This window comes from Nocardia sp. CA-120079 (assembly GCF_050955745.1).
GTDB lineage: Bacteria > Actinomycetota > Actinomycetes > Mycobacteriales > Mycobacteriaceae > Nocardia.
Genome location: NZ_CP192088.1, coordinates 7,346,326 through 7,362,794 on the forward strand (window position 1 = coordinate 7,346,326; position 16,469 = coordinate 7,362,794).

The window sequence follows — 16,469 nt, forward strand, 5'->3', positions numbered from 1 at the left end:
CATCGGCTTGACCTACCAAGAAGCGGCCAAGGTCTGCAGTGTGCCGGTCAGTGCCGTCCACTCCCGCATCACACGAACCGGCCAGAATCTCCTCGCCGCCGAGGAAGAGGGCCGTGAGGAATCGACGACGGTCGGCCCGGACCCCAGCGTCGGCCGATTCCGATGATCGACTGCAGGGGCACGCTGCTCGCCGCCATGCCTGCGGGACATATGTATTCAGCGCGGAATGCGCCCAGGATGGACAGTCCGTACACCGATCAGCACACCGCCGCGATCGTGGTTCTGATCATCGGCGAGATAGCGCTGCCGATCGCGATTTGCGCCACGCACAATCCGGTGCCGGTCTGTCGAGCGGCAGAAACCAACGCAGCTGCCGCGAAGACAAGCCAATCCGGCTTCGGACGGACGAAACCCGCTCCAACCGTTAACGGTCCCAATGAAAACCACTGTTCACGACCGGTCCCATCCTTGTAGCGCCCCGCCGAGGGCACGACCATGCGACGCTCCAGACTTAACCCATCCCAAAGTGACCATCGACCCACTACACACGGTGGCAACGACGGTATCGGGACGATCGAGCCCCTGCCGCCGCAAGCCGAGCAGGCTGGTACCGAAAGTGCGTCCGAGAACGGCAGCGATGCTGCGGTCGTCCCACCCGCTGCAACATGGCAGCTCGCCGCAGGCTCCCGGCACGACAACCCGACGGATGCGCTGGCCCGCTGTGAGCCGACAGCAGACGAACGCCATCGACCCCTTACGAGAATAGAACCAACGAAAAGCTCTTGACCTGCAAAAACTCTCGCTCACGTAGTGAGCGAGAGATCTACTAGAACCACAAACGCGCAGGTCAGAGCGCAAGATCGAACATATGGTGGACCTTGGGGGACCTTACTACAACACGAAAATGCAGGTAGAAGCCCTGGAGACCCTGATCCAGAAGCTGCCCGACACCACGACAACCGCCCAGCAGCCTGCGAAGCGGCCCAAACCGCGACGGGCACGGCAACTCGACGCCGACCGAATCGCGGAACTGATCACCGGATACCAGACCGGATCCACCGTGTATGAACTGGCCGCCCGATTCAGTATTGAACGGCGCACGGTCGGCACCATCCTCCACCGGCACCATGTGCCCATGCGCCGCCGCGGCCCGTCCCCCGACCAAGTCGAGACCGCCGTCCACCTCTACCAGCTCGGATGGTCCCTCACCCGCGTCGGACAGCATCTCGGCGTAGCCCACACCACCATCCTGACCGCACTCCGCCAACACGGAATACCCACCCGAGACACTCACGGAAGAGCTCGGTAGCGGGCGCATGACCGTGCCCTCGATCCGAGTAACAGCACTGGGCTAGCCTCGGCCCGCAGTTTCCTCGAAACAACCTTGATGCGCTTGCTGTAGCACTCGCTCGCGGCTGGTACTGGATAGGACGCCTACCGAAACCTACAGTGGCAGTGTCGAATCCGTCGTCTCTTGGGAGTGCCCGATGCCTCGCGATCTGAGTGACCTGGCCATCGGCGAGCGGTGGGCCTACCGGCAAAAGCAGACGGACCCGGTTACATGCGTCGAAGTAGTTCGCCTCAGCACCACCAAACCTGCGCGAGTACAGATCAAATTCGTCGATGACGCGTTTGAAGGCCGACAGGAATGGGTTCCACCAGCCCGGCTCAAGGTCCCGTGGGCTGGCGTGGATGCGTGGCAGCGTCGGCAAAGCCAATGGTCGGCGGTGTATTCCGCGTCAGAGCTTTCCGAGAGGGAGGAGGACGCGTGGCACATGGTGTTCGACAACCTGCGCGGTGTCTCTCTGGTCAAGGAACTCGACTACCACGCCTCCGGCATCCTGAGCATCTCGAACCTCGACATCCTCGTCACCGATCTCGAACTGGACCGCAACGCCGTGATCGATGACAACTTGGCCTTCATCGAGGAGGAAGGACGTTGGGTCCTGCCATGGCGGCTGTCCGAGACGATCATGCGTCGAATCGCGGAGAAGCACGCCGACATACTGCTAGCCGAGCTCGATGCTGACGAACAACGAGATCAACGGGAAAGTCGCTACGGGTACCAAAGCGGAAAGTACTGGATATCTCCCGAAATCTGCGCCGAAACACGCCAGAGATGGGTTCCCGTCCGTGATCTCGTCCGGCAGTGGTGCGGCGCCGAGGCCCGTGACCGGCATGACGAACTCATCGCGCTGCGCGCCGAGGTGCTCCGCCTCGGCACGCTCATAGAGCGTGCGATCACCGCCCTCCGCCGTGCCAAAAGCGCCGACGCGGATGCCATTGAGAAGGAACTGGGTATCCCGCTAGAGACCCTCCGGCAAGCCCGGCAGCAGGAGACCCCTGGCTAGTCCCCGGCGTGTATTTCTGCATGTGCCGAGGTAGATAGGGTTGCAGGTCGTCGAGATTCGGTTCCTTCTCGGCAGGAGCCACCGCGCCTTGCACCATCGGGTCGATGCGGTCTGCATAGTCACGACACCACTTCAACCACGCGTCTGTCCCCGTGGCATCCTGGCCGGCCGTCGAGCTGTTCTCGCATGCGTCGCAGAACTCGCGAATCATCGCGGCCTTCTCCCAATCGCCGAGTTGGGCGTCCAGCGCCGCGATCCTCCGATCTTCTCGAAAGCGGCTGGTTGCGCGTTCCATGGCAGCTTCCCGTTGGCGTTCTTGCTCCTTCCTATCTCGTTCGGCAGCGGCTCGGCGCTCACGTTCCGCTGCGACCCGATCATCGATCTTCGCCAGCATCGCCGGAATCTTGTCTTCGATGGTCCAGCGCTTACGATCTGCCCACTTGTGGTTGCTCCAGCGCGAACTGAACAGTGAAACCACCAGCCGCCCATTGGGCACCATCCGGGATTCGGCCTGAACCCGTTGCCAGGCATACGTTTTCCGCCCCGACAACTCGCCTGGAGACGGCAGGACGTCACGTTTCTCGATCTCTTCGGCAACCGTCAGACGATACTCGAGACCCTCCACCTCGATCCGGATCCCGTTCTTTACACCCTCTGCCCACTGCACGACGCATCCGCGATTGGTGCATTCGGTTAGGAACACGTGGAGGAACCGCAACACACGCGGAACCAACGGCGCCGATACCTCAAACGCACCGTTCGGGTCCTTCAGGTCGACCAGCAAGGTATGCCACTCCTCGATGCTGTCCGGCACTTCGGCGGCAGGGGCCGGGCCGACTGCCGCCGCGGTATTGAAGTGCACCCCCTTCACCAGCATGATCCGCAGATCGCCGCCATACATGCGTTGCTTCTCGAGACGATGTCCGTCCGGAACCATCTTGTGCCGCTTAGCGAAGTCCACGGTCCTCCGCCACCGCGCGACCTCCGATTCGTCAGGCTGGTGGACCACCAACTGCTCATTCGCTACCAACTCTTCGATCAGGTCCCGCGCGGCCGTCCGTCGCTCCAGCGATATGCGCGCCGTCGCATCCGGCGGCGCGCGGCGTGCCGTTACAGATGGTTTGTCATCCGGTATCGGCGATTTCGCCGTGGTCGTCTCGAAAGCGGCTGGCGGACTGCCCTTCGCGCTGCGGGCGGTTGTTTGCTGCCGTAAGGGTTTTCTAGTCCCGTGACCGTCGGGGTAGCGGCCGTACTGCAGGTAGTGCCGGCCAGCCTCGGTGATTTCGGCCCGCCAGATCCCCTTCTTCTTCGACACCACGACCAAGCCACGCCATTCGAGCGCATTCGCCGTCAACTTGTAAGCGCTGCCTGTCATTACGCCATCCGGACACCCAGCGTCCACCCACCGAAGAACTTCCAGTTGATTGCGATTGATCGGATCGGTACGGGTCGCCATGGAGTTACAACCTGCCATGGAGTCAGCCATAAACGGACCGTTTTGACATGGCCTGACGGGACGAGGGACGGCAAACCCGGAGGTCAGCATGTTCACCGTCGCGCCGACGAGCAGCACCCAGCGAATTACCCTGTTGCCGACCATGAACCGCAGACTGTCGACAAACCCGATCGACCCCGCGTGCTGCTTGCGGCGCAGGTGCTCGCGGGCCGCTGGGCGGAAGCAGACGACGGTAATGGCGACACCCGAGAGCAGGAACGTCGCGGCGTCGAAGGCCAGCAATCCCCGCTGGCCGCTCAGCGACACGACCGCGCCACCGAGCAGTGGACCAAGGATCAGCGCGAGGCGACTAGCGGTGTGCATCTTGGCATTCGCGTGGCGGCCATCGGCGGGAACGAATCGTCCGATCAACATCTGCAAGCCTGGACCGTAAGCCATACCGCCCAGGGCGGTGGTCAGCATCGCCTCACGCCTCCAACGCACCATGGCTTGAGTCGCAGCGGATGATTTCGCGAACACGAAGGCCTGGTCCCATCTCGTCGACGTGCCACGCCTATTCCCGGACCCGGTTTCGCTTTGTGGCTAGCGCGGTGGATGCCCATTGTTGATGCAGGCCGCCAGCCGAGTCAGAACACCGCCGACCACGTCGTCGCCGGAATGCGTCCCGCCGATCAGGTACGCCTGCAGCAGGACCGCAAATCGGATGTCGCCCATGAAGCCGCTATCGAGATCGACAATGACGGTCGAGTGACGGCGTCGATGGAAGGTAGTGAGTTGCTGATCGCCGCCTGGAATCTGCAGATCGCCCCATAGGGGTAGTGTCGGAGGATATTGAGATACAGGCTACGGTTGGCGGCTCAGCACAGATCGTTCGGCTCGGTCGCCCGAGCCGGGGGTGGACGTCAGCCGCGGCAGTATTCGTCATTTCTCATACTCGGCCGGTGGCGTCCCGTGCACTGCGAGCGTCGTGATCCATTCTGCGATGGTTTCCGCCACTTGCGGATGGTTGTAGAGGCCGTGGCGCATCCGACGTGCAGCGTGCAGTTCGGCCTTTTCTGCTTCGCGCTCTTCATCTGAATCCGCGAAGTAATACAGGTGTTCCTTCGCCTCGGGGTCCGGGAAAGTCACCACTGTTGCGCAATCGGATGTATCCGGGGCTGATTCGGCGGAGGCTTCTAGCAGAAAGCTCGTATTGAACAGCTCGCGGCCAAAGATGGTACGGAATAACCCTGACAGTGCCCCCGAAATGATCCGAATCGCATAAAGCGCGACGATGACCGTTAGAACGATGCGCCAAAGCGATGACAGCAGTTCGGTTGTAAGAAATGAGTCGACGATTGATTGCCGATGTGCAGCCGCCATTGTGGATGCAATCGCCATCGCCAGAATTGGCCCAAGGGATACGAACCCCTTCAAGCCGATAACTGTTGCCGTTCGAGTTGCAGCGTTGGCCATAAATCTGGTCAATCTCTCGCCAGTTGCCGCGGAGGCGATGGTCAGCGCCGCTTCATCGTTGGCTCCACGGATAACCAACAACGGAACACCCCGCACCGCTGAGTGGCGATAGAATTCGATGTATTTGCGTAACCGCCAGTTCGTTTCTGGCTCGACCGGATGCAAACCAAAGAGTGTTGATTCGGCCACCACCAACACGAGAAAAGTGACCAAGACTTCGACAGCCCAGATCATGATGTGCGCCCACCATGTCGAGATATTGATTGGAAAATGCGTCGATAATTCCGTAACTAGAGCAGCCGACAGCACTAGTTCTCCGACTGAGCTATCGTAGCCGATGAAACGGTTCGCACGGATGCTGATAAAGGGTGTAGAAATTGTGACTATTGCAATATTCGAGCAGTCTGCGCCGAGGTCGGCGGCAATCTGGACCGCCCGTAACGCTACGTTGCCGCCATGACTGTGAGCGATAATTACCCGGGGGGCGAAGCGGCTTCCGGTTCGTTGCTGATTCAATAGCTCTGCGAGTTCTCGTGCCGCTGATTCTCGGGCATCGAGAGAATTCTCGCCGGTCCATTCGACCTGCGACAATGTGGCGTGAACGTCGGCGCGGCGTAGCGCCGATATGAGTCGCTCGGCGAAGGCCGAGGAAGGTTCGAACCATCGTGGCGCCGTCCGTCGTCTGGATTGAAAGGTGGATGGGAAGATGCCCCGAGGCCATGTCCCGTGTACCAGCGTCAGTTTGACCGTCTGTTCGTCCCACTCTGGCGTGCGGGTCTTGCTGGTCCAATCCGTCAACGTGATGCTGAAGTCGGATCCGGCGACTGTCGGCGCCGCGCTAGTTCGCAGGATGGGCGCGTCATATACCTCGTAGTACAATGGTCGGCCGCATATGCAGTTATTCTTATGCGGCCTGCCAACGTTGGTCTGCACAGCTCTGTCAGATTGCACACCACAGATGCATGTCATTGTCATCAATACTCGCGACCACTGGGGTCCAGTCAATGCGGGTCGTCTGCGATGCACATTTTTAAGAGCCGTACGCTCGCACTGTATGTGATAGGTTGCGGTCACGACCGAGCGGCCCGTACTCTCTCGCTCGATGAGTGTGAAACCGGCAACGTGGGCGCGGAACGGATGCGATTTGGCATAATGGGTGGTGCAAAAACTTTCGCGCATTTCAGCATCAACAAAAACAGTTCGCCCGTTTTTGCCGCAGTCCGAACAATGGAAGCGCACTTCCAGGCGTTTCCGGAAGCGGATCGATCGGACGGTTGACGATAGATACAGTGTACATTCGATATCAAATCCCCATTCCGATTCTGACATCGGTGTCAGCTCGACACCGGACTTCCAGGGGTCGTGCAGCGCCTTTCGCATTCGCTAAGGGTACCGCCAGGAACGGCCCGACCGAGCCGACGCATCAGTGGTACACCGTAGGAACTTTGCCAGCACCGTCATCTTGCATCGATAGCTTGCGCGGCATGGCGGTGATCGGCATATAAGATGCTGGGATGGTGAATGATCTGGAGACGCATCTGGGACAACTGCTCGCCACGGCTATCGCCGAACATGAGAAGCGCAAGAATCAACTCCGGCGTGCGAACTGGGCACTGCGGATCAGTGCCATGGTGCTCGGCGGAGCTTCGACCATCCTTCTCGGGCTACAGATCAACAATGAATCCTATATCGCTGTGTCCAGGAATATAGCATTGGCAATTAGTGCAATTCTGACATTGATAGCAAGCCTGAGCGCTTTCTGGGATCTTGATAAATACTGGTTGAAGCGCAAGACGATATATAATGAGCTAACCCTTCTCTATGACCGCTTTGAATACATCAAAGCATTGGATCCCTCGAACAAGCGGGACGAAATGAAAAAGATATTTGCGAGCTATCTGAACATCCTTCGCAAACACGGTGAGTACTGGGAAGCGCAATTGAATCGGGAAGATGGCCCGCCAGCTCCGCCGCCGGGCGCAGTTGCCCCGGCAGAGCCGTCATCCTGATGCTTTCCTGATCCGCAGCGACCGGCGGGCTATCGGCCCCGGCTGGCGACGTTCGCCCTTCGATGCCGCGCCGACGAAGACCGGTAGCCCGACCCGTGCAAGCAAGGGCTGCCGCGTGGACGCCGGGCGAACGGCTGACAGTGGCTCATGCGAACGCGCGGGATAATGCCACATATCGGTTGTTCGGCAGCCCGAAAAGTGCTGCGTAGCAGTTCACCTCATGCCACCACAGTCAAAGGGGGTTCGGTATCGTTCGTTGCCGCCCTGGACACGTTCGGAGACGGGTAGCTGTTCCGACCATCGTGTGCCGCTCGTTGTGCCGGTCGTGCTAGGTGGGTGACCACATCCGTGGTCAGCCGCAGGGCGCGAGCTGCAACGGTCCGATCTGACCGGCACCTTGACCCGGACTTGCCTCCAGGCAGGACAGTGGATGCATGACAATACCGATCAACACGGATACCGCTGCCCGGCGGGGCAAACTCGAGATTCGTGGCGTTCGTCGTGATCCGCCCGATGCCGGCAAGATCGCGAAGGTGCTCGTCGAACTCGCGCGAGAACAGATGGCCGACAAGCCGAGTCGTCGTGACGACCGCACCGCGATCGGTGGCGGGAGTTCACCTTTGCCGCCCCGCGGGTCCACACCGAGGCAGACACGACAACTCGATCAGGACCACATCCAGATGCTGATACACGACTATGTCGCTGGCGCAACGACCTACGAACTGAGCAACCGACTCGGTGTCGACCGCCGCACCATCAGCGCCATCCTGCATCGCCACGACGTGCCGATACGTCGCCGCGGCCTGTCCCCCGACCAGACCGACGAGGCGATTCGCCTTTACCGTCTCGGTTGGTCCCTTGTGCGGGTCGGGCAACACTTTGCCGTCGATCCGACCACCGTGTTGAACCGCCTGCGCCAGCGTGGCGTCCGCACCCGCGACACACACGGGCGGGCTCGATCCTGACATCAATCCACGACGACCTGGTGAGACACCGCTCGTGGCGAGCACGGCTCGCGGTCGCGGTAATGAAAGAGTGCTTCCGACTTAATCGACACCGAGCCGAAACGAAAACACACCTTGGGGAGCTAACTAGAACAAGAAAACAGGCGCTGACCAGGTGATACGCGGCACCCGACCGAAGATTGTCCCCATCTTCGAAAGACAGCAAAACCCCTGATCAACGGCCCTATTCGTGTCAATTTGTGGAGCTAAGGGGACTCGAACCCCTGACCCCCACTCAGGCGACCGACTCCATCGACAAGCCTCTGCGGAGTGTCCTGTTCAATCTGAATCCGATCCGGGCTCCACGTGCGTGGAGATGCCTATAGCTGGTAATCGGCTTCATAACTAACTGGCCACGAGAAAGCAGCAGGTCGTCCCCATGCCCATGTTTGACACGCCCCGCCGAGGGCGCGATCCTGGGACGGACGACCGCCAGGCCGTTCAACTGATTGGAAGTCTGGCCCGGAAACTTTGGTGTATTCCTGGTTACATACCGAGAAAAACAGCAGGTCAAGCCCACCTAACGGGCTTGACCTGCTGTTTCTGCTCCCCCATCTGGACTCGAACCAGAAACCTGCCGACTAGCAGAGCCTAGGGCTATCACAGACAACGCTGGACGCTCCGGCACTATGCCAAAGTTGTTGGCACCCAGAGTGAATCGGGCATCACGGACCATCCTGAGCAACGCAGAACAACCTCACGCAACCACGACGATCTGCTACATAGTGGAGACTTCTTGGCGCATAGTTCGATTGCCTTGATATGCAGAGCAGTCACCCTGTTGTCAGCCGAGGCAATCGATCGGAGCGAAGACCCCGTGCCGCCCAGGACTGAAGACCAGGTGTTGCGCACGTCATGCACGTTCCGCCGGATACCCGAAACCTCATAGGTCCTGCGGATGTTCGCTGTCGCGCACCACGTATGGTCCCCAAGTGGTCCCCACACTGCCACGCACTCGGGCGGCCATCGTGAATCAGGTGGTGAAGGCATGCCCAGCGTCATGGACTTGCCCCTCTGCGACATTGGGGGGGCGAATGAGCAGTTGCGAGGACGGCTGAACACAAGGGAGACTGGGTACATTCGCTCAGCCTGTGTCAGACTGTAGCGTGAGCGGAAGCAACATCCTAACGCTATCTGGCCGATGAAAGGATTGCAGGTGTCTTTAGCGTCCTTCAATATCGTGTTGGTCGGTGAGAATTTCCCGATTTCGAACATAAAGGCTTCGGATTTTATTTTTAATCACCGACAACTTCAGGAGACTCTTCGACTTCCTGTTGCACTGCAAGCGCAAACAAGGGGGGTCATGCTACAAATTCTTCCAGAGCGATTCGAGGCAGCAGTTAGCGACTCCCGGTCTGTCGCCTTAGATGCGGAGAGACTTTCAGAAATGGTCAGTTCCATCTTTGAATATATCGGACCTAAATCCATCAAGGCCGTTGGCCACAATGCGCAATACATAGTCGAAGGAACCGAGGGGCGGAAGAAGAATCTTTCACAGAAACTCCTCAGTGACAACCTGATTAATAACTCATTGGGAATTAGCACCGACAGCGCAGATGTGCACGTCTATTTCTGGACTTCAACACAGAAGAGAGGACGTCTCGGATTCCTGACTGAGACGGATAATCCGAGAACGGTTCTCGATTTCAATATTAATTTCGATGTAGCAAATGAAGGAGGCTCCAGAGAGGCAATCGCCAATCTATCGCAGTCAATGCAAGAGATAGAAGCGATTGCTACTCGCGCAGAAGCCCTCTTCAGTCCGGAGCATGCGAAATGAGCAGATCGAAGTCCCAGTCGTACATGCCCTTATCTGCGGAAACGAGCGATATGGCGCATACACAAACTGAGCTGTTTCGTAGCATCTTGCGCCGCTTCGAAGATACGCACTGGGAAGTAATGTCCCCGGAGCAGCGATTATTGCTGATGCAGCTTCTATCACAAAGAGTTACGCATGACAGTTCAGCGTCCTTGTTTACAGGCCAGGCCAGCACTAACAGCAGTTGGAATCGAGTAAATCAGCTCGTAGAATTTCTCGATGAAGCCGTCAAGTACGATCAGGAAATCCGGGCGAAAGAAAATGATTTTGCGGACGCACCAGACCTTTTTGTTTCCAGCCCAGTAGTAGTTCCCGATTCATGGTTTGAAGAGTTTAAGCAATATCGAGCGGGTGCGGAGATCGAACTTCCATGGGCTGAGGACTAGAAGCCGTGTTCGAATCTGTCGCCAATGCGGCGCTGAGGCAGGGTGATATCTGTACAGTTTCGTCGTTTCCAAGATGGAATGTCGGCGATTCACCACTTCCCCTCCCTGGCACAAGCAAGAAAGGTGTCCTAGTCGCAGACTGGGATAGACTCATCGAAGTCCAAGATCAGAAATTAGTGTGTGTTTGCTCGTACGACTGCGATCTAGAGAATCCTCGATCTCGCTCCGGAATTCTCCTAGCTCCGGTGATGCCATTGCCAGCCTCACGTAACTCCCCGCAATACAACAGTATTTTGACGAGCTGGCGAGGGAAAGACGACGGCACCTTCGACCACCTAAACCTCTTTCCCCTTGAATTTGGCAATCATATAGCCGGACTACCCGCACACGGTGTAGTTGACTTCAGCGGTGCGACCACGCTCAGCACTGCCGAAATGGCTGTTCAAGCACTGAAGAAGACTAAAAGGCTTGAAATGTCAGACTTGGTCCGCGGATGGTTTCAAAAAAAGATAGCAATCTTCTATGCACGCCCCAGTAACTAAGTCTGCAATCCGATATTCAGACCGAGTTAGTATTCGTTGTCTAGTGTTCTGATGCACTGATGCTTTGCTTCCTGTGGATAGACCGCCCGTCCGGTACCTAGTCCCCCCGCTTCCTCATACTGGCCATCCTGTGCTGAGGGAGGGTTAGTCAAGGGTGCCGTAGGCATCGCGTAGCGACGCGAAGCGCCCTTTACTCACCCGGACTGAAGTCAGATCATGGGGGCCATGAGGAGGCGGGAACCCAAGCCGAGATGTGGATCTCTAGGCGTGAGATTCGTGGTCTGCTGCCGGGGCTCGTGTCGCTCTTCCGACGCGATGTCTGCCAGCATTGCCGCATGATCCACCCTGCCAGGTCACGCCGATGATCCAAATCAATGTGACGAACGAATGCGGTACGCCACGCAGTTGGTTCGTTGAACCGTACGGTGACGAAGTCCGGCTCGAATCTCAAGACGACATGCTGTCCATCGAGTTCGAGCATCCAGCCGACCTCATCATCGATGTCACCTTGCATGCCGATGGCGAGGTGATCTGGACACACGGCGCAGACAGATATACCGTCCTGGTGCCCGACGATCTGAAGCTTAACGACGAGAGCGTCTGGCCACCGATGAAGCGGGACGATCCCGAACAATAAACATTGAAGATCAGAGGCAGTTTGGCCTGGAGGGCTGCCGCCGACGTGCCGACGCGCCCGGCGACCGCCGTTCAGGGAGCCGGGCTGCGCGTCGTAGCACGGCGGCGGCGGCCCTCTGGGCCGCCGCCGCTCTTGAGTCTATATAGCTGAATTCGGCAACAACTCGGGATAAGTGTTGGCGCAGAACCTAAGCCGACCCGATGCTTGCTCGCGGCTGATCGAACATGACTCGACCGACCGGTGGCCGCAACGGCGAGGTTTGTGTCAGTGGGTGAGGATATCGTGGATTGATTGGTGGGATCGGTTGCCCATTAGGGGGATTCGATGAGGTTGTTCGAACAGATCAATCGGCGTGAGGTTACGGTTCGCCCCTCGCAGGGAGATCAGGCGTTGGTGCCGTTTCGGGAGGTCCGCGAGGCGGTACGGAGCAGTGTTCGCGTGATCGCCGATGAGTGTGCGGCATGGAGCTTGGGAGACACTGAACGTTGGGTGGCGACCGGTGATCACTCTCCGTTCGATTTGATGGGGCCGCTCCGGCTGCCCTTCGACTCGATGTGGTTTGAGTGGGTCTTCCCGAAGCCGGAGTCGGACGGTGCTCGTTATGCGGCATGGATAACAGCGGAGGAACCTGGCGAGGATGCGCCTAGCGGCTCGGTCCAGTTCTTAGCGTCGATGTTCTTCCGTGCGAAGGGTGGTGTCGCGGTCTATCCGCCATTGGCGGTGGGCGTCTACGTCGGGGAGTTCGGTGAGGCGCTCGGCATGTGCACCAGCATCGATCCGCACTTCCCGGGTCACAAAGGGCTGACCGGCTCGGTCGGCCCGAAGCTGATTCCTGCGTGGGTGGCCATCGGGTTGATGAACTGCCGCAACGTTCAAGTCACGGAGTCGCCGGCATCGGCGCCTGTACGGTCATCCAGGAGGCGTGCCCGGGGTTCAGTTAGGAAGCCAGAACCGCTGTCGCATCATACGATTACGCTTCCAGGCAGCTCACGTATTCGGAACCTCAGTGAAGCACGTGAAGCAAGCGGACAGGACTTGCCGTTGCATATAGTCCGCGGTCATTTCAAGACGTTCACGGCTGAGGCTCCCTTGCTTGGGAAGTATGTCGGCACGTACTGGTGGCGGCCTGCGGTGCGTGGATCCAGCGATGCTGGTCGGATCGAGACCAGCTACCGTGTTCGCCCGACATAGCAAGTGCTGGCGACTAGTCCACGGTGGTAGACGGTACAGCATGGGCACTGGCATTCCGACTGTGTCGGAACCGCACGGTAGGGTTGGACGCTGTGATTGCCGCCGTAGTGTTCGACGTTGGTGAGACGCTTGTCGATGAGACTCGCGAGTACGGGACTTGGGCCGATTGGCTCGGCGTTCCTCGGCATACTTTTGCGGCGGTCTTCGGGGCAGTGATTGCGACCGGGCAGGACTACCGCGAAACGTTCCAGGTATTCCGACCAGGATTTGACCTCACGAAGGAGCGTCAGGCTAGGGCGGATGCCGGGTTGCCAGAGTGGTACGGCGAAGACGACTTGTACCCCGATGTGCGGCCTGCCCTGTCGCAGCTGCGCGACTTGGGCGTTTGGGTGGGGATCGTTGGTAATCAGACGGTTCGGTCCGGGAAGATCTTGCGCGGCTTGGACCTGCCAACGGATTTCATTGCAACCTCGGATGATTGGGGCGTGGAGAAGCCTTCAGTCGAGTTCTTCGCGAAGGTGATCGAGGTAGCGCCATGCGACGTTGATCAGATCGTGTATGTCGGTGATCGCATTGACAACGATGTTGCGCCGGCGAAGAAGGCTGGTATGCGAACGGCCTACATTACGCGAGGTCCATGGGGTTGGATCCATCGGGATAAGCAAGAGGTCGCGGATATGTCCGATTGGAAGATCCGCGACCTCACTGAACTGCCGAGTATTGTTGTGGCAGAAAATAACTCGGCTTCAGCCAACGAGTGAATTGACGGTCGTGTGCCAGTCGTAGAGTCGGTCGTCTAAGGCGCGTACCGCTGGCAGCGAATCCCACTGCCGTAAGGACTGGCGAACCGCCTTGATCCGATCCATAGCGGTTGCGTACCAGGTGCGGCCCAGTTGGTCGAGCGCGCCTTCCAGGTGCGTGCACGCCTGCTCCGGGTTCTTTTCGAGCACAGCGGCGGCGGCGAGATCGGCGAGGTAGATTGACTTCTGCTTGACGGCGTCATCAGGCAAGTCCGCAATGACTCGTTCGAGGGTTTCACGCGCCTCTCGTCCGTGGCCCGCAGTGATCAAGGTATTGCCTTTGAATCCAGCAAGCCGCGTTGGCGAGAACCAGTCCAGCCACGCTGGTGAGGGGTTCGTGTCGGCGTCGTAGTCCTCGTACGCCTCTTCGGCATGATGGATGAGGCTGAGTGCGCGTCGAGTGTCTCCGAAACGTGTCTCCACTTCAGCCTCGACGGCGTCGAGCCACGCGATCATCTCGGCGCTGGCATTGCCCCGCCTGGCGAATGCGCGCGCAGCTCGAAGCCGGTCGCGAGCTTCTTCGGCGCGCGATACGTCGCCAGAGAACGCTGGCGCGAAGGCCATGTGCGCCAGGGTTGCTGAAGCGAGTAAGGAGTCATCGGCTTCATGCGCTGCCTGAAGCGCTAGGACGAAGCTCGGTTGTGATAACTCTGGTTGCTGGAGATCGAAGAATTCGAGTCGGCCAGCCAGGAGGCTGGATTCCGAAACCGCCTTGGCGAGAACCGATTTCGCGGATTCGGGAACTTGCAACAGGAGATCGATTCCCAGCTGGGCATGCTCAGCCACCGAACGATGAAGACGCGTTGCGGGCAATGACCAGTAGAGGTGGCGATACGAGACCGAGATCGCCATGTAGTCGGTTGCAGCCGACGCTGGGAGAGCAGCCGCCGCTCCCGGAAAGTGACGTTGAGCAGCCTGGAGATCGGCGGCAGTCCGTACCGCTGGCCGTGCGGGTGTTTCGTCCGACCACGGCGGAATGAAGCCCAGCTCGGCGATCGGACGTTTGAAAAGAGCCTCCAGTGCGGCGGCATGCTCCGTTTGCGGCCAGGGCGGTTCTGCGGACTCCCACCGACGAACCGTACGAGCAGTTACGGCAACCCGCAGCCCGATCGTTCGTGCGGTCTTGGTGAGAGCTTCCGCCAAGGCAGCCTGGGAGCGGTATCCCAGTGACTGCCGAGCCGCCCGAAGTGCGGCGTTCCCTGGTGTCGTCATGATAGACATTCTAGTCCTCTATAGGGACATGGTTCACCAGTCGATACAAGAAATGTCCTATCCATGGCCTCTTTTATGGCCTTTTTTGGGACCTTCGCAAGGCTCATTCTAGATGTGTCGAGCACCACATAGGTAAGTCGATGAGACCAATTACCAACCGACACAAGGAGATTGAGCGATGGCAGTGAAGAAGTTTCAGCGGTTCCCGATCCCGCATGACATCGGTTTCGAGGCGGGTGCGGCGATCATCAACGTGCCTGAGCCGGTGATGAAGTTCAACGAGCGCAAGCGGGCCTACACCAACGAGCAGGAGCGGGATGAGGAGACCGGTCTTCTGAAGTGGAAGGCCAAGATCATTGACTTCTCGGCGGATGTCCGGGGCTCGGACATGGGCATTGACCTGATCTTTTTGTCGGCGGTGCAGCCGATTCCAACGGGTCCGGAGCTTCGTCCGGGTATGCGCGAGGTGGTGTTCGAGAACCTGATGGTTCAGCCGCGGGCGACCAAGGCTGGCGACTTCGCCAAGCTGATCTACTCGTACTTCGCGACGGGCATCGTGGGCGATAACTCGGGTTCGAAGCAGCCTGCGAACAACGTCGGTGCGTCTCGTCCGCGTGACGAGAAGGCTGCGTGATCGTCATGTCGTTCATGCAGGTGAGTGTCAGCAAGTACGACGGCATCGACGTGCAGTACCGGGCGGCATTTCAGAGCACGCATGGCAATGGCCGCGTTCCGGCCAGTGTGGATGTGGAGCTGAACAGCAATGGTGGCCGTGCCTGGCTGAATCTGTCGCTTGAGGACGCTCGCACCTTGGCCGATCGGCTGCCGCAGATTCTCATGCTCCACGATGCGGCAGAGCGGCTGGCGGCGGAGATGGCGGTCGACCGTGATGAGACTGCTCCGGTCCCGGTCGGGAAGGCGCAGCGCAAGCGGCTGGCTGAGCAGTCCGGGCAGGCGGCTGCGTGATGTCCACGCACAAGGGGATGTTGGCAGCGCGGGTGTTCGCGGTCCTGGTGATCGTGGGCGTCGGCGCTGCCGCGTTCCGCCTCTCGTTCACCACCCTGCGAGACCTGGCGAAGCTGGCCCATATTCCGGCTTCGGATGCGTGGCTGTTCCCGCTGATCATCGACGGCACGATCGTGCAGGCAACGGCGGGTGCGTTGGTGTTGGCGAAGTCACCGGAACGCAAGTTCTTCACCCGGGTTCTGGCAGTGGGTGCACTGGTGTCGGTGGCAGGCAACAGCATTCACGCTGTCGCTGGCGGTAACCCGCTCCCTGCATGGTTGTGCGCGGTGGTGGCGGCTATCGCCCCGATTTCGCTGCTGGTGGACACCCATGGGTTGGCGGTGCTGTTCCGTGCCGCACAACGAAGCCTGGCGCCCGCGGTTGCTCCCGAACCGGTGATCGAGGAGTCATCGGAGCCGGTGTATCAGGCGGTGGCCGTAGAACCAATGGCCGAGTCCACGCCAGAACCTGTGGCACCTGTCCGGGAAGCGCTGCCGGTGCGCCCGGCATCTCGGAGTCGTGCGCCGTGGCCGTTGCAATCCGAAATGCTGCCGCTGGAAGGCTTGCCAGCCTGATCGGTCGGCTTCCAAAAGCACAGTGGT

General features: G+C 59.4%; 18 protein-coding genes. 14 read left to right on the forward strand and 4 right to left on the reverse strand.

Annotation, left to right across the window (positions count from 1 at the left end):
- Positions 1 to 7: 7 nt before the first annotated feature.
- Positions 8 to 166: a hypothetical protein gene (locus tag ACQPYR_RS33990; protein ID WP_433622936.1), complete on the forward strand. Its 159-nt coding sequence runs from the start codon at positions 8 to 10 to the stop codon at positions 164 to 166.
- A gap of 91 nt (positions 167 to 257) precedes the next feature.
- Here the strand turns inward: ACQPYR_RS33990 and ACQPYR_RS33995 are convergent, their stop codons facing one another.
- Complete coding sequence (locus ACQPYR_RS33995) at positions 258 to 497, reverse strand: hypothetical protein (RefSeq protein ID WP_433622937.1); 240 nt, start codon at positions 495 to 497, stop codon at positions 258 to 260.
- 407 nt (positions 498 to 904) lie between these two features.
- Here ACQPYR_RS33995 and ACQPYR_RS34000 point away from each other — a divergent pair, with 407 nt between their 5' ends.
- Both ACQPYR_RS34000 and ACQPYR_RS34005 read left to right on the forward strand, forming a co-directional pair.
- Positions 905 to 1,309: a hypothetical protein gene (locus tag ACQPYR_RS34000; RefSeq protein ID WP_433622938.1), complete on the forward strand. Its 405-nt coding sequence runs from the start codon at positions 905 to 907 to the stop codon at positions 1,307 to 1,309.
- Between the two features lie 178 nt (positions 1,310 to 1,487).
- Positions 1,488 to 2,351, forward strand: coding sequence for a hypothetical protein (locus ACQPYR_RS34005; RefSeq protein WP_433622939.1), 864 nt, complete (start codon positions 1,488 to 1,490; stop codon positions 2,349 to 2,351).
- Here ACQPYR_RS34005 and ACQPYR_RS34010 read toward each other — a convergent pair.
- Positions 2,242 to 4,269 carry an MFS transporter gene (locus tag ACQPYR_RS34010; protein WP_433622940.1) on the reverse strand — a complete coding sequence of 676 codons (2,028 nt, stop codon included), beginning with the start codon at positions 4,267 to 4,269 and terminating at the stop codon, positions 2,242 to 2,244. The two genes, ACQPYR_RS34005 and ACQPYR_RS34010, sit on opposite strands and share 110 nt — an antisense overlap.
- Positions 4,270 to 4,401: 132 nt before the next feature.
- On the opposite strand from ACQPYR_RS34010, the gene ACQPYR_RS34015 reads away from it, so the two are divergent.
- Positions 4,402 to 4,620 carry a hypothetical protein gene (locus ACQPYR_RS34015; protein ID WP_433622941.1) on the forward strand — a complete coding sequence of 73 codons (219 nt, stop codon included), beginning with the start codon at positions 4,402 to 4,404 and terminating at the stop codon, positions 4,618 to 4,620.
- Between the two features lie 108 nt (positions 4,621 to 4,728).
- On the opposite strand, the gene ACQPYR_RS34020 is transcribed toward ACQPYR_RS34015, so the two are convergent.
- Positions 4,729 to 6,642, reverse strand: a complete 1,914-nt coding sequence (locus tag ACQPYR_RS34020) for a hypothetical protein (protein ID WP_433622942.1) — start codon at positions 6,640 to 6,642, stop codon at positions 4,729 to 4,731.
- 134 nt (positions 6,643 to 6,776) lie between these two features.
- On the opposite strand from ACQPYR_RS34020, the gene ACQPYR_RS34025 reads away from it, so the two are divergent.
- The 7 genes from ACQPYR_RS34025 to ACQPYR_RS34055 all read left to right on the forward strand — a co-directional run bounded on the left by ACQPYR_RS34025 (position 6,777) and on the right by ACQPYR_RS34055 (position 13,611).
- Positions 6,777 to 7,271 (forward strand): SLATT domain-containing protein, encoded by a 495-nt coding sequence (locus ACQPYR_RS34025; protein ID WP_433622943.1) that lies wholly within the window; start codon positions 6,777 to 6,779, stop codon positions 7,269 to 7,271.
- A gap of 434 nt (positions 7,272 to 7,705) precedes the next feature.
- Complete coding sequence (locus tag ACQPYR_RS34030) at positions 7,706 to 8,236, forward strand: hypothetical protein (RefSeq protein WP_433622944.1); 531 nt, start codon at positions 7,706 to 7,708, stop codon at positions 8,234 to 8,236.
- Between the two features lie 1,195 nt (positions 8,237 to 9,431).
- A complete protein-coding gene (locus tag ACQPYR_RS34035; protein ID WP_433622945.1) occupies positions 9,432 to 10,055 on the forward strand; it encodes a hypothetical protein in 624 nt (207 codons plus the stop codon).
- Positions 10,052 to 10,480 (forward strand): hypothetical protein, encoded by a 429-nt coding sequence (locus tag ACQPYR_RS34040; RefSeq protein ID WP_433622946.1) that lies wholly within the window; start codon positions 10,052 to 10,054, stop codon positions 10,478 to 10,480. Before ACQPYR_RS34035 ends, ACQPYR_RS34040 begins: the two co-directional genes overlap by 4 nt.
- Before the next feature lie 903 nt (positions 10,481 to 11,383).
- On the forward strand, positions 11,384 to 11,659 hold the full coding sequence (locus tag ACQPYR_RS34045) for a hypothetical protein (RefSeq protein ID WP_433622947.1): 276 nt from the start codon (positions 11,384 to 11,386) through the stop codon (positions 11,657 to 11,659).
- 324 nt (positions 11,660 to 11,983) lie between these two features.
- Positions 11,984 to 12,850 (forward strand): hypothetical protein, encoded by an 867-nt coding sequence (locus ACQPYR_RS34050; protein ID WP_433622948.1) that lies wholly within the window; start codon positions 11,984 to 11,986, stop codon positions 12,848 to 12,850.
- A gap of 92 nt (positions 12,851 to 12,942) precedes the next feature.
- A complete protein-coding gene (locus ACQPYR_RS34055; protein ID WP_433622949.1) occupies positions 12,943 to 13,611 on the forward strand; it encodes an HAD family hydrolase in 669 nt (222 codons plus the stop codon).
- On the opposite strand, the gene ACQPYR_RS34060 is transcribed toward ACQPYR_RS34055, so the two are convergent.
- Complete coding sequence (locus tag ACQPYR_RS34060) at positions 13,597 to 14,862, reverse strand: helix-turn-helix domain-containing protein (protein WP_433622950.1); 1,266 nt, start codon at positions 14,860 to 14,862, stop codon at positions 13,597 to 13,599. The genes ACQPYR_RS34055 and ACQPYR_RS34060 overlap by 15 nt on opposite strands.
- A gap of 178 nt (positions 14,863 to 15,040) precedes the next feature.
- On the opposite strand from ACQPYR_RS34060, the gene ACQPYR_RS34065 reads away from it, so the two are divergent.
- Genes ACQPYR_RS34065 through ACQPYR_RS34075 form a run of 3 tightly spaced genes read left to right on the forward strand, consistent with a single transcriptional unit; the run spans position 15,041 to position 16,442 of the window.
- Positions 15,041 to 15,496 carry a hypothetical protein gene (locus tag ACQPYR_RS34065; protein ID WP_433622951.1) on the forward strand — a complete coding sequence of 152 codons (456 nt, stop codon included), beginning with the start codon at positions 15,041 to 15,043 and terminating at the stop codon, positions 15,494 to 15,496.
- Positions 15,493 to 15,828, forward strand: a complete 336-nt coding sequence (locus ACQPYR_RS34070) for a hypothetical protein (RefSeq protein ID WP_433622952.1) — start codon at positions 15,493 to 15,495, stop codon at positions 15,826 to 15,828. Before ACQPYR_RS34065 ends, ACQPYR_RS34070 begins: the two co-directional genes overlap by 4 nt.
- Entirely contained in the window at positions 15,828 to 16,442 is a 615-nt protein-coding gene (locus ACQPYR_RS34075) for a DUF2637 domain-containing protein (protein WP_433622953.1), read from the forward strand. Before ACQPYR_RS34070 ends, ACQPYR_RS34075 begins: the two co-directional genes overlap by 1 nt.
- Positions 16,443 to 16,469: the final 27 nt, after the last annotated feature.